At 61.1% G+C, this 14,065-nt stretch carries 8 protein-coding genes; 3 read left to right on the top strand and 5 right to left on the bottom strand.

All coding sequences use genetic code 11. The annotated features are described in order from the left end of the window. Window positions 1-8: 8 nt before the first annotated feature. From JQ558_RS06565 to JQ558_RS06555, 3 genes are all read left to right on the top strand, one after another. Entirely contained in the window at window positions 9-4,442 is a 4,434-nt protein-coding gene (locus JQ558_RS06565) for a hypothetical protein (protein ID WP_212293153.1), read from the top strand. Between the two features lie 146 nt (window positions 4,443-4,588). Next, a complete protein-coding gene (locus JQ558_RS06560; protein WP_212293152.1) occupies window positions 4,589-5,869 on the top strand; it encodes a DUF2235 domain-containing protein in 1,281 nt (426 codons plus the stop codon). Window positions 5,870-6,874: 1,005 nt separating this feature from the next. After that, a complete protein-coding gene (locus JQ558_RS06555; RefSeq protein ID WP_212293151.1) occupies window positions 6,875-7,999 on the top strand; it encodes a DUF2336 domain-containing protein in 1,125 nt (374 codons plus the stop codon). A gap of 180 nt (window positions 8,000-8,179) precedes the next feature. Here JQ558_RS06555 and JQ558_RS06550 read toward each other — a convergent pair whose 3' ends face one another. From JQ558_RS06550 to JQ558_RS06530, 5 genes are all read right to left on the bottom strand, one after another. Then, window positions 8,180-9,280 carry an LLM class flavin-dependent oxidoreductase gene (locus JQ558_RS06550; RefSeq protein ID WP_212293150.1) on the bottom strand — a complete coding sequence of 367 codons (1,101 nt, stop codon included), beginning with the start codon at window positions 9,278-9,280 and terminating at the stop codon, window positions 8,180-8,182. Window positions 9,281-9,412: 132 nt separating this feature from the next. Then, entirely contained in the window at window positions 9,413-10,525 is a 1,113-nt protein-coding gene (locus JQ558_RS06545) for an NADH:flavin oxidoreductase/NADH oxidase (RefSeq protein ID WP_212293149.1), read from the bottom strand. Between the two features lie 156 nt (window positions 10,526-10,681). Continuing rightward, window positions 10,682-11,752 carry an esterase-like activity of phytase family protein gene (locus JQ558_RS06540; protein WP_212293148.1) on the bottom strand — a complete coding sequence of 357 codons (1,071 nt, stop codon included), beginning with the start codon at window positions 11,750-11,752 and terminating at the stop codon, window positions 10,682-10,684. A 4-nt stretch (window positions 11,753-11,756) separates the two neighbouring features. After that, window positions 11,757-13,658, bottom strand: coding sequence for a cobaltochelatase subunit CobT (gene cobT, locus JQ558_RS06535; RefSeq protein ID WP_212209766.1), 1,902 nt, complete (start codon window positions 13,656-13,658; stop codon window positions 11,757-11,759). Then, window positions 13,655-14,065 (bottom strand): GNAT family N-acetyltransferase, encoded by a 411-nt coding sequence (locus tag JQ558_RS06530; RefSeq protein WP_212293147.1) that lies wholly within the window; start codon window positions 14,063-14,065, stop codon window positions 13,655-13,657. The genes cobT and JQ558_RS06530 overlap by 4 nt, the downstream gene beginning before the upstream one ends.

The following is a 14,065-nucleotide window of genomic DNA, read 5'->3' as shown; positions in this document are numbered from 1 at the left end:
TATCTCGAATGTCCATCGAGCTTGACCGACAATTTGTAGAGCTTCACGAGAACCAAGAATCTGATCTGGATACGGTTGCAGATTTTGGTGAAAGCGTGGGCGCCCTTACGTGGACCGACCTCCTTGCCCGACGACGTGTTGTGCTTTTGGCAGAAGCTGGAAGCGGCAAGACCACGGAGATGAAAGCCCGAGCGCGACAGCAATCCGAAGCAGGCAGGTACTCGTTCTACGTAACCGTACAAGATGTCGGCAGAATAGGGCTTCTCGAATCGATGAACGCTCCCGATCGTGCTCGCTTCGCCGATTGGCGGTCATCGGAAAACGCCGGCTGGCTCTTTGTTGATTCAGTCGACGAAGCTAAGCAAAGCGGCATTCGCTTAGCCGCAGCACTGCGAGCACTTGCCGTGGCCATTTTCGGAGCGGAGCGACGTGCGCATGTGTTCCTCTCCGGACGCTACACCGATTGGGAGTTCAGGCGCGATCTCACAGAACTAAGCGAACAACTAGCCTTGCCTCTGGACAAGGCTTTGCCTCCCCCACCCACGCCCGATGAACTTATTGTTGGCGCTCTCCATCACGAACGAGTCGAGTCCTCACCAGCTCCGGAGCAACCCATCGTTGTCGTTATGGCCGGCCTCGATGCAACGCGAGTGCGACAGTTCGCAACCGAGAAAGGCGTAGAAAACCTAGATACGTTCATAGCGCGGCTTGACGCGGCTGACCTTTGGCAATTTGCGCGACGGCCACTCGACCTGGACTGGCTAGTTCAATTTTGGCACAGCCACAAGCGTCTCGGTGCGCTGGCCGAAATGTTGGAGATATGCATTTCTGAGCGTGTCCAAGAGTCAAACCGTGATCGCGCCCGGCAAGATAATCTAAATACCACACGCGCATATCACGCTGTTGAGCGTACAGGCGCTGCGATGGTGCTCGGATATCGAGACACAATTGCAGTGCCCGATTCTGAGATTGATCTCACGGATAGCGCGTCGCTAATCGATCTTGCAGACGTGCTCCCCGATTGGTCAGCGCTGGAGCGCGAGCGTCTGCTGACGCGAGCGGTTTTCGATCCCGCCACTTTGGGCAGAGTTCGCATCCACAATGACAATCAGGGTACGGTCAGAAGCTACCTCGCAGCGCGCTGGTTACACAGGCTGAGGCAGAACGACCTCTCGCAACAGACACTGTTCGACCTACTCTTTAGCGACGAATATGGCATTCCCGTTGTAAGGCCATCGATGCTGAGGGTCGCCGCTTGGTTGTCCCTCCGAGATGCGTCTGTTGCTCGGGAAGTAATGAAACGTGAACCGTTCCTATTACTGGACACGGGCGATCCCTCCTCGCTTGCAACGACAACGAGGCAAGCCCTGCTGACGCAGGTGGTAGAGCGCATAGCCTCCGGTGAGGAAATCCCTCCACTCGACGCCGACAACTTGAAACGCTTTTGCCAACCCGACCTAGCAGCTACGGTTCGCGGGCTATGGAAAAAGCATTCGAAGCATCAGGAAATTCGTCGCTTGTTGCTTCGGGTCATCTGGCTTGGCGAAATCCGTGACTGCGCCGATCTTGCGACTAAAATCGCTTTGGATTCGTCTAGTGCTCAGCGCGAAGCGACCTTTGCTGGAGGTGCGCTGTTAACTATCGCCGACGCTAAGACAATGGAAGAATATGCAAGGTTCATTACAGATCATGCAGCGAATTTGTCTCCTAGAGTAGTTTGGAATGCCGCGGAAGGGCTCTTCCCTAAGTTTCTCTCGGTGGACGACCTGATCGACTTAATCGGCAAGATGAGTGTCGCGGCAAGACCCGGCGAGCTTGGTTTGGAATGGTTCGGTCCAAGACTTATCACGAAGATTTCTTCGAAGGCCGATCTCGAAAGGACTCTGGAAGCTCTCTTGGCCCAATTAGGGGGCACCACATCAAGCGACGATCGTGAGGCAACCCCACATGAGGAAGCATATTTCCCGGTAATCGCGGCCGGCGCGAATCACCTACTCGAACTGAGTTCTTTAGACGAAGTGCCTCTCGCTGCCGTCGATACAGCCATTCGTCTCGGTGAAAGCATACGAACTTCGCACAGTGCTCGAGAGCGGAAGCCAGATGTAATCGCTCGACTGGAAGCCTCCTTGCCGCGTCGCCGTTTCTCGTTCTGGCGCTTCGCTGAACGTTTCGCCGGACATAGGCTCCTTCAGGGTCGTCCTATAGACTCGTTATGGGATCTTCGAATGCTTGGATGGGCTGTCACGCTGGGAACAGAGGACATCGACTGGCTGTTGGCGGACGCACCAACACGAAGGGTGGAGAGTGAACGAGAACTAGGAATTAGCGCTTCTATAGAAATCGCGCGTGAGAACAATTTGCCGAGCACCTCACTCGACCGCATTCGCGCCGCGGCTGGGACCGACGCAGCGATGAGCAGAGCAGTCAAGAGCTGGCTTGAACCGCGCGAAAAACCCCCTGCATTAATCGAACGCGAACACCGACTCAAAGAGTCCCAACATCGAAATGCAATCGAGCGCGCGCGGAAGGACGAGTCGTGGATCACATTCGCTGCAAGGATTAGAGAAAATCCAGCAGAAATGCGAAGTTTGCGACCAACCACGTCAGCAGGTTGCGATGCGAGGCTTTTTCACCTTTGGTTATTGCTTAGCCAGACAGTCGGCACCGTCCGACACTATTCAATATCTAAAGTTGCCGCGCTGGAGCCGATGATTGGAGCCGAAGCGACCGAGGGCTTTCGTCTTGGTCTCATTGCTCACTGGCGCGCTTGGACACCATGGATTCACAGCAAACGGAGCAAGGACGAACAGAATCAAGTCCGCTCATTGGACAGTATGGGTCTCGCAGGCATCATGCTGGAGGCAACCGCCAACCCGAACTGGGCGAATGAACTGGGTGACGATGACGCGCGTAAAGCAGCGGAGTATGCAACTTTAGAACTGAATGGGTTTCCGAGCTGGTTGGCAAAGCTTGCCCATGCAAAGCCTGCCGTTGTCAGGGACGTTCTATTGTGCGAGGCACGCGCAGAACTCAATCTCCCAAGCGATGCTCCCCGACTCTGGGTGATACAGGCGCTAGCGCGCGCCGACGCCTTTCTCGCCGAGCTTATCGCGCCGGCGATCCTGACAGAACTCGAAGGTCGGTCAAATCTTTCTCCTGGAGTGCTGGCCCGCATTCTTGACATCGTCGGACGCGGACCTGCTTCACAACATGCGCGGCTCACCACACTACTCCGGAACCGATTCGATGTCGCGACTGCTCCAGCGAGCAGCAATCTATACTTAGCATCTCTATTTTCTGTTGATGGCGAGTTGGGCACCAAAGCGATTTTAACTAGGTTGAAGAAGCTGAGACCAAAGGATCGACCAACCTTCATCCTACGTGCTCTGCCTAGTATTTTCGGTCGCCACTCTTCGGATGATAACTCCTCTATCCACAAGCTTCCGCTTCGAAGCCTTGAACGGATGCTTCGGCTCGCGTTCAACGAAATTCGCCTTGAAGACGATAATGTCCACCCGAGTGGAGTCGTATATTCCCCAGACGAACGGGACGACGCTGAAAGCGCGCGCGGGAAGGCGTTCGGTCAGCTGCTGAATACGCCTGGTCGCGCGGGTTTCGATGCCATTATGCGACTAACGAAGGTGCGAGGCTTTCCAATCCCCAAGGCACGCCTGCTCGTGTTCGCAAAGGAACGTGCAGCCAAGGATTCAGAATTATCCCCCTGGACACCGGATCAGGTTGTTGCGTTTGAGAAGACTGCCGAGACGCAACCGCGAACGCCGCGCGAACTGCAAGTGATCGGACTTCGTCGGCTCACTGACCTGCAGTATGACCTGATACATGATGACTTCCAGCAGGGCGAAACGTTGTCTGTGCTTGACAGCGAGAAGAAAGTGCAAAAGTTCATTGCCGATCGTTTGCGCTTGAAGCAGGGGCAATCTTATTCGGTTGAGCGCGAGGTTCACGTCGCCGACGAGAAGGAGCCGGATGTACGCTTCCGCGCGAAAGCAACTGACGCAAGTGTTCCTATCGAGATAAAGATCGCTGAATCATGGACGCTGGGCGAGCTCGAAGACGCTTTGGAGACGCAACTTTGTGACAAGTATTTGCGAGCGCGCGAATCACGCTTCGGCGTTTTGCTGCTTGTGCACCAAAAGCCGAAGGTACGCGGCTGGACAAGCCGCACTGGCACTAAGTTAACGTTCGCGGCCGTAGTGGCCCATCTCAAGAAGAAGGCGATCAATATTTGTGGTTCCGCCGTGGATGCGCCGCAGCCCGAAATCGCGGCGATAGATGTGACGCGATTCGTAACTAGTGGCGTTGCTCACAAGCGGCCCGCCAAGCGAACTCCAGTCAAAACCAAGAAAACAAACTCGGCTAAGCGCAAGATGAAGTTGCCAAGAAAACAAGCTAAAAGCCGGCGAAAACGGCACCAAATTTAACCAATCGGGGCGTCACCGCACCTAATCTGATCGCGCAACTTCGCGGCCGGACAAACGACCCCGCTACCCTTAGCACCACGAGTTCCTCACGCAATCTTATGTTATGCTTCGTTGAAGTAGCATATCCGATTCTCGGGCGAGACCGCATGCGAAACATCGTCATCTGCTGCGACGGCACCGGCAACGAGATTTCCGAAAACATCTCCAATGTGCTGAAGCTCTATCGCTGCCTGCGCAAGACCGAGAAGACCGAGCCGCGGCAGCTGGTGTTTTACGATCCCGGCGTCGGCACGCTGGCGCGGCCGAACACGTGGCACCGGTTCAGGCAGAATTTCAACGCCATCCTGGGGCTGGCCACCGGCTATGGGCTCGATGACAACGTGCTGGCGGCCTATTGCTTCCTGGTGCAGAACTGGCGCGAGGGCGACCAGATCTACCTATTCGGCTTTTCCCGCGGCGCCTACACCGTGCGAGTGCTAGCGGGGCTGATCCACAAGATCGGCCTGATCACGGAGGAGCAGGCCAATCTCGCGGGCAGCGGCCTGATCGCCTACAAGGCGTTCTCCAGCGACGAGGCGCCGAAGCTGCGCGAAAAATTCAGGGGGCGCGTCGACGCCGCCGCCGCCGAGGATGCCGAGCCGCCCTCGCCGTTCGACAACGCCGCGCAGTTCGCGCGCATCACGTCAGCGCGCTGGCCCGTCATCCGCTTCGTCGGCGTCTGGGATACGGTGGCGAGCGTGATCGTGCCGCGGCCCGACCGGTTCTATTGGCCGAGTCTGGAGGAACTGGCCTGGACGCTGCAGAACCCGAGCGTGCAGATTTTCCGCCAGGCGATCTCGATCGACGAGCGGCGCTGCATGTTCCGCCTGAAGAAGTGGGACGCGCCGCAGACCTACAAGCCCGTCCGCTTCAACGACATCAAGGACGCGCCGCAGGATATCCTGCAGGTGTGGTTTTCAGGCGTGCACGCCGATATCGGCGGCGGCTATCCGGAAAAGCAATCCGGCCTCTCTAAATATCCGCTGCTTTGGATGATCGACGAGGCCGAAAAATCCGGCCTCAAGTTCAACCACGCCAACGTCAACCAGCTCGCCTGGGGCATTCCGCGCAAGAACAGCCCGTTCTCCTATGTCGCGCCTGATGTGCGCGGCGAGGTGCATAATTCGCTTGTTGGCGCGTGGTGGATTCTCGAATTCCTGCCGAAGAGCGCGAAGTACCGGGAGTGGCCGAAGCGGCAGGTGTATTTTGGGTTTTACATTCCGGATGCGGAGCCAAGGGTGATTCCGGAAGGCGCGGTCATTCATGAGTCCGTGGTGAAGCGGATGGCTGAGGTGAAGGATTATCGCCCGGTGAATCTGCCGGAGAAGTATGAGATGTGGCCGATGCCGGTGAAGGCGGAGCAGGTGGAGATGCCGGCGGAGGTGTGAGGCAAGCGCGCACCAAGCGAACGGTGCGTTCCCTCCCCCCTTGCGGGGGAGGGCTAGGGAGAGGGGTGGCGGCAGCGGGACTGCCGGTGTAACCGTTGCCCGATCCGCGCACGCGGTGACGAGACGATCCCTTCACACACCGCCGATGACGCCACCCCTCTCCCCCGCCCTCCCCCGCAAAGGGGGGAGGGAGCGACCGTTCGGGCGGCTCGCTTCTCGCAAACAAGCCGAAACCGCGACTTCCGTTTTTCAGAATCCATGTCAAGCCCTAAATTTCCGTAAATCAAAAATATTTCCCTTCCCTTCCACCCCAAATCACCTGCACATCAATAGCCATCCCGTCCCACTCAGAGGGCGTTGGCCATCGTCACAACGAGGGGCGGGGATGCGGTGGACGCTGATGTTGCGATTGACGGTCGCGGCAAAGGCGTACGGTGAAAGCGTGTGGTCCTGGCGCCCGTAACGGCGTCAAGCTCTGAAGAAGCTAACGCTTCCGAGGGGTGACGGTGGCAATAGAGGCCGTCTCACCGGGGAGAGCGCGTTATAAGCCGTAAAGCCATCGCGCAGGGAATGTCGGATGTTCTCCGCTGCCCTGTATGCTCATGTGCAGCTTTTTTAGCACAGAACGCACATGAGACCGCGGGTGCAGCGCGCATCCGGCATTCCCTGCGCCCTCTGGATTTTGGGGGCAAACGATTTGAACAACCCGGGCGAAACGTGCCGCGGGAATGCGGAGGTGTGTGTTTCTTACCCTCCCCTGGAGGGTGATCAAGGGAGCAACTGCGATTCAATCACTCCAATCCACCTTCCCCATCAGCGCGTCGCCAAACGCGGCACCCCAAATCTCCGTAGTTTCACTGAGTAGCTCGCCCAATGGATTGCTTCGCTTCGCTCGCAATGACGGTGAGAGGCCCGACACACACCCCGAATTTTACCGACTGTTCAGCTATTCCCCATACCCTTTTCCCCTGTGCCAGAATTGGCTTCGAACGCTCAGGACGAGCGATGCTAGAACAATCCATCGCCGATGAGGTCGAGGCGGCTGTCAAGGCCGGCTCGGCGCAAAAACACCTCGAGACCTTCCGCCGCGTCACGGACCTGTTCCTGACCTCGGCCGACGGCTTCAAGGGCGAACAAATCGAGCTGTTCGGCGACGTGCTCGAACGCCTGATCAGGACCATCGAGCTGCGCGCCATCGCCGACGTCAGCGCGCGTATCGCGCTCGCCGAAATGAGCAGCCAGCTCGCGTCGGTGAAACAGGCGCCGCATGCCGTGATCCGCCGCCTCGCCCACAACGAGGATATTTCGGTCGCAGCGCCCGTGCTGACCGAATCCGCGCGGCTATCGGCCGAGGATCTGGTCGAGCTCGCGCAGAGCAAGAGCGAGGCGCATCTCCTCGCAATATCCGGCCGCTGGTGGCTCGCCGAAATCGTCACCGACGCGCTGCTGGCGCGGCATTATCCGAGCGTCAGCCGCAAGCTGGTCGCCAATCCCGGCGCCAAGGTTTCGACGAACGGTTTTGCGGTGCTGCTGGCGCAGGCCGAGCACGATCCGGAGCTGGCGATCGAGACCGGCATCCGCATCGACCTGCCGGCGGAGCTCAGGCGGCAATTGCTGCGCGACGCCACTGAAGCGGTGCGCACGCGGCTGTTGTCGCGCGCGCCGCCGCATCTGTTCGAGGAAATCCGCGGCGCCATCGCGGCCGCCGCCGACGGCGCCAGCCGCGAAATGTCGCGCGTGCGCGATTTTGCCGCCGCCAAGCGCTACGTGACGCTGCTCGCGAAAAACGGCCAGCTCAACGAAGCCGCGCTGCTCAGTTTTGCCAAACAGCGCAAATACGAGGAGACGGTGGCGGCGCTCGCCGAACTGTCGCGCTCCGGCATCGACGTCATCCGCCCGCTGATGCAGAGCCTGCGCGATGAAGGCCTGCTGGTTCCCTGCCGCGTCGCCGGCCTGCGCTGGGACACGGTGGCCGCCGTGCTCGACAGCCGCTTCACCTCAGGCCATCTCGGCCCGCACGAACTGGCGCAGGCCAAGGCGCAATACAGCAGGCTGACGCTGGACAACGCTCAGCGCATGCTGCGGTTCTGGCAGGTGAAGGCGACGGATGCACCGCCGGGGGTGAATTGACGACGTTACGAGATGCGGTGCACTTAATTCCCTTCTCCCCTTGTGGGAGAAGGTGGCGCGAAGCGCCGGATGAGGGGTGTGTCTCCGCGAACTCAGTGCCCGCGGATAGAACCCCTCACCCGTCTCGCCGTCGCTGCGCGCCGTCGATCCACCCTCTCCCACAAGTGGAGAGGGAAACAATCACGCCGCGCGGATCAAACTCGCGTCGAGATGCTTCAGCCGCGGCATCACTTCCTGCTTCAGGAGCCGCAGCGAATGGTGCCACGCTTCGGGCTTGTGCTTGTAGTCGAAGCCAAACACCAACAGCGTGCCGAAGCCGCCGACCTCGTGATAGATCTTCTCGATCTTCTCGGCGCAGGTCGATGGCGAGCCGACGATCCAGTTGCGCCTGGCGCAATAGTCGGCGGTGACATCCGAGTCGGGCACGTCGGGCGCGTGCTTGAGGTAGTCCTTGAAACCGAAATGCCCGAGCAGGGGGAGAAAATACTCGGTCATCATCCGGCCCATCATGTCGCCGACCGACAGCCGCCAGGCTTCCTCGTCGGTGTCGGCGATGAAGACCTCGCGCACCAGCCGCCAGTCCTGGCGGTTCGGCTTGCGGCCGGTCTTGGCGGCGCCGATCTCCACCGATTCCCAGTGGCTGCCGACATAGGCCGGGTTGAGGTTGAGGCTCATCGGAATGTAGCCGCGCTCGCCCGCGAGCTTGAGCGTATCCGATCCCTTGGAAAGGCCGGCGACGCCGATCGGCGGATGCGGCGCCTGGAGCGGCTTGAGGTGCGGCTTGAGGAAGTCGAACATCACGTCGGGCTTGTTCACCGTCCAGAACTTGCCTTGGTACGACCACGGCGCGTCCTCGGTCCACATTTTCAGGATGATCTCCAGCGCCTCGCGCGTCATGTCGCGGTTCTGGCCACTCATCCCGTCGACGTTGAACATCGCCCAGTCGCTCGGCAGGCCCGACGCCGCGACGCCGAAATTCAGCCTGCCGCCGGAGAGATGGTCGAGCATCGCGACGCGGTTGGCGAGTTCGGCGGGGTGGTGATAGGGCAGCAAAAAGCCGCCGGGGCCGAGGCGGATATTTTTGGTCTGCAGAAACGCCTGCGCGAGGATCAGGTCCGGCGAGGGGTGCGGCTCCCAGGGGGCGGTGTGGTGTTCGCCGATCCAGGCTTCCTGATAGCCGAGTTCATCGAGCCATCGCAGCGTCTGCAAGTCCCAGTCGTGACCCTCCTTCAACCCGCACTCCGGCGGATGGGACGGCATCGTGAAATATCCGATCTCCATGGGGCGTCCTCTCGCTGTTTTTTCAAAACGCGTCTGTCGCGCGCAAGCGAGAGCATAGCACGCCGGGCGTGTGGCCGAGATATGACGAAACCAATGGGCAGAAATTCGCGCGGCGGCGCGCGAAATTTCCCGCTACCGCGTGCCGAACGTGGTGGCGCCGAACAGCGCCTTCTGCGTCGAGGGTTGCGAGCGCCAATATTGCGGCGGTGCAAACACTTCGCCGCCGAGTTCGGCGGCGGCGTGCCAACCCCAGCGCGGGTCGTAGAGCATGCCGCGGGCCAGCGCGACCATGTCGGCCTTGCCGGAGGCCACGATCTCCTCGGCCTGCCTGGCTTCGGTGATCAGGCCGACCGCAATCGTCGTAAGGCCGGTCGCCTGCTTGATCGCTTGCGCAAATTGCACCTGATAGCCGGGCCCGAGCGGAATCTTTTGCAATGGCGAAACGCCGCCCGACGATGCGTCGATCCAGTCGACGCCGCGCTGCTTCAGCGCCTTGGCGTATTCGATGGTCTGCGCCAGATCCCACCCGCCCTCGACCCAGTCGGTCGAGGAGAGCCGCAAGCCCACCGGCTTGTCGTGCGGAAACGCCGCGCGCACTGCGTCGAACACTTCGAGCGGAAAGCGCATGCGATTCTCCAGCGACCCGCCATATTGATCGGTGCGCTGGTTGGAGATCGGCGACAGGAATTGATGCAGCAGATAGCCATGGGCGCTGTGCACCTCGATGGCGTCGATGCCGAGCCGCTCGGCGCGCCTGGTGGCCGCGACGAACGCATCGCGCACCCGGACAAGCCCCGCCGCGTCGAACGCCAGTGGCGGCGTCTCGCTCTCCTTGTGCGCAATCGCCGACGGCCCTTCCGGCCGCCAGCCGCCTTCGGAAACCGGGATCAGCTGGCCGCCGTCCCATGGCGTGTGGCTCGACGCCTTGCGGCCGGCATGGGCGAGCTGGATCATCACGGCCGCCTTGGAGCGCTTGCGCACCGAGGCCAGGATCGGCTTCAACGCGGCCTCGTTGGCGTCGTTGTAGAGGCCGAGGCAGCCCGGCGTGATCCGGCCGATCGCCTCGACCGCCGTTGCCTCGATGCAGAAGATCGATGCGCCCGACAGCGCCAGCGAGTTGATGTGCGTGAAGTGCCAGTCATTGGCGTCGCCATCGACCGAAGAATATTGGCACATCGGCGCCACCATGATGCGGTTGGCGAGTTTCAGGCCGCGCAGCTGGATCGGAGAAAACAGGTTGCTCATGTGGGATTCCTGGGGAATTTCCGGACCGAATGGAAGGACGCTGGCCTCCTCTGTAGCGAGCCGCCCCTTTCCTCTCAACCCGCCGCCAGCGCAACCCTCCTCCTACCGTTTGATACCGGCGCGATGCCAGGCGGCATGGGCTGGAGGAAAGCAGCCTCAATCCACCAGCGTGAACTGCAGCAGCAGGTTGCGCTGGATCATCGAGAAATTGTCGTCGGAGATCAGCGTCAGCACCGTATCGCCCTCGTCGGTCACATGGGCGTCGATGCCTTCCAGATTGTCGATCTCGCTGCCGAGATCGGCGGTGAAGATCGTGGGACCGTCGATCACGGCGCCGGGGGCGATCGAGTTGGGCGCGATGCGCCGGATCCGGACGCCGATGCCGCCGAGCATGGAAAACTTGCGCTCCAGCAACAGCAATTGACCGGAAGGCAGCAACACCGCGTCGCTGACATCGAAATTCTCGGTGCGGCGGATGCCGAACTGACCGGGCGTCTTGCCGCCGATCAGAAAGCCGATGATGTTGCCGCCGGCATCTAACCCGCGTTCGGAGATCGCGACCAGCGTCCCCGCCAAGGCAAAGCCCTTCGGCATTATCACCAGCGCTTCGAGCCCCTTGTTGAACGGCAGCTTGCGCGCCGCCGGCGGCAACGGCATCACCTCGCCGAGCGAACGCGTAAAGCCCTTGGCGAAATCGAACCGCAATATCTGATTGACGCGTTCCAGGCTGACATAAACGTAAGAACCATCGAGTGCGATCGCCTCGGTATCGTACCAGCCGCGCGCGGTGATCGGCTTGCCATCGGGACCGAGAATCGGCGACGCCTCGACATCGTCGAGGCCGGTCATCTCGCGGCCCTTGCAAACGATGCGGCCGGTGAACCAGCCGCCCTTGTCGCTGATGGCGATGAAGCGCTCGCCCTTGGCATCGAGCCGCAGCCCCGACAGGCCGCCGAAGCCGCGAAACCTGGAGGTCAGGATCAACCCGCTGCGATATTCCAGCGAGCCAAACCGCACGTGGGAGCGGTCGCGGGTATCGAACGACGGCAGCGGCCTAGCATTGACCTCGATCGAGACCGGCGCGGTGACGGCATATTCATCCGGGGGAGCCGGCTTCGGCGGCCGCTGAACCGCAGTCTGCGCATGCGCGATGGCGGGCAGCGCCACGGCCGAGAACCCCGCCGCTGCAGTTTTCAGGAAGCGACGGCGGCTTACCGGTGCGCGCATACTCTCAGGAATGCAGACGGCGTGGCCGGCGTGTTGTCGTGGGTGCGGCGCCGTGGGTCTCGCTGAAGAGCTCGGCAAGCTTTTCGGTGATGGCGCCGCCGAGTTCCTCGGCATCGACGATGGTAACCGCACGGCGATAATACCGCGTCACGTCGTGACCGATGCCGATCGCGATCAGTTCGACCGGCGAACGGGTCTCGATCTCCTCGATGATGTGGCGCAGATGCCGCTCGAGGTAATTGCCCGGGTTGACCGACAGGGTGGAATCGTCGACCGGCGCGCCGTCGGAAATCATCATCAGGATCTTGCGCTGCTCAGGACGTCCGAGCAGGCGCTTGTGCGCCCAATCCAGCGCCTCGCCGTCGATGTTTTCCTTCAAAAGCCCCTCGCGCATCATCAGCCCGAGATTTTTCCGCGCGCGGCGCCAGGGGGCGTCGGCGGACTTGTAGATGATGTGGCGCAGGTCGTTCAGCCGGCCGGGATTGGCCGGCTTGCCGGCGGCAAGCCACGCCTCGCGGGACTGACCGCCCTTCCAGGCGCGCGTGGTGAAGCCGAGGATCTCGACCTTGACGCCGCAACGCTCCAGCGTGCGCGCCAGAATGTCCGCACAGGTCGCCGCCACCGTAATGGGACGGCCGCGCATCGAACCGGAATTGTCGAGCAGCAACGTCACCACGGTGTCGCGGAAGGTCGCTTCCTTCTCGTGCATGAACGAAAGCGGATGATAGGGATCGGTGACCACGCGCGACAGCCGCGCCGGATCAAGGATGCCTTCCTCGAGATCGAACTCCCAGGCGCGGTTCTGCTGCGCCATCAGGCGGCGCTGCAGACGGTTGGCGAGCCGGGCGACGATGCCCTGCAGATGCGCGAGCTGCTTGTCGAGATAGCTGCGCAGCCGCTCCAGCTCGTCATGATCGCAGAGATCTTCGGCCGCGATCACCTCGTCGAACTTCGGCGCAAAGGCGTGATATTCCGGCCCGCGCGGTTCGTTGGCGCCGCGCGAATTCGGCCGTGTCGCCTCGCCGGGGGTCTCGTCGTCGCCGAGTTCGCCATCATCGAAGGTGTCTGACGTGGAAGCCTGCGCGCTTTCCATCGCGCTCTCCGACATCTCGTCGGTCGAGGCCTGGGCCTGATCGGCGCTCATTTCCTGTGCGGCGTCAGAGTCGGGCGAGCCTTCGGCGCCGGACTGATCATTCTCGCCGTCCTGATTCTCCTCGTTGTTCTCGTCGTCGTCGGCATCGGCGTTGCGGTCGTCGCCAAGGTCGAGCGCCGACAGCAGATCATGCACGAGGTCGCCGAACTTGGCCTGGTCTTCGGTAACGCGGCTCAATTGATCGAGGCGCGCGCCGATCCTGTCTTCCAGCACCGGACGCCAGAGGTCGACCATCTTCTTCGCCGCCGCCGGCGGCGCCATGCCGGTCAGCCGTTCGCGCACCAGCATCGCCAGCGCATCCGACAGCGGCGCGTCGGCGCGGTCGGTGATCTCGTCGAATTTGCCGCGATGGAAATGATCGTCGAGCATCGCGGTGAGGTTTTTCGCGACACCGGCCATCCGCCGCGAGCCGATCGCTTCGACGCGCGCCTGCTCGACCGCCTCGAACACGCCGCGCGCCTGCGGATTGCCCGGCATCAGCTTGCGGTGAACTTTTGGATCGTGACAGGCGAGTTTCAGCGCGATCGAGTCGGCATGGCCGCGCACGATCGCGGCATCGCGTTTCGTCATCTTGCGCGCAGGTTCGGGCAGCCGGGCCTTGCCCGGCGCGAGACCCGGACGTTCGGCCGCGAACGTCACTTCGAGCTCGGGGGCTTTTGCGATCGCGCGCAGGCACGACGTCACCGCGCGCTTGAACGGCTCGGTCGGCGCTTCCTTGGATCCGGTGCGGAATTTGGAGTTGGATGTGCTCATAGCGCTTTCGTGAACCAATGGCGCGTCACGCCTTCAGGATAACCGTCGATCGAACCGAATTCCTCATAGCCGCAGGCGCGGTAGAAACCCGGCGCCTGAAAACTCATCTTATCGAGATAGGACCGCGTAGCCCCAAACCGTCTCGCTTCGTCTTCAATCGCCTTGATCAGCTTTGTTCCAAAATCCTTGCCGCGAAGTTTCTGCTCCATCCAGAACAACTGTATGAACAGCACCGTGGTCCAGACCTCACCGACAATCCCGCCGACGATCTTGTCGCCTTCACGCAAGGAGATGGCGAGGCGCTTGTATTTCTGCTTCCCCATCTTCTCGGTGTTGTAGCCGATCAATCCGCCGAGCACCGCCTTCTTGGTCTTTCCAATGGTGCGCTCGACGGAAATTTTTGGCAT

The organism is Bradyrhizobium sp. AUGA SZCCT0160, assembly GCF_018130105.1.
Classification (GTDB): Bacteria; Pseudomonadota; Alphaproteobacteria; order Rhizobiales; family Xanthobacteraceae; genus Bradyrhizobium.
The sequence above is the reverse complement of the archived record's forward strand: the minus strand, read 5'-3'. Positions and strand labels throughout refer to the sequence as shown.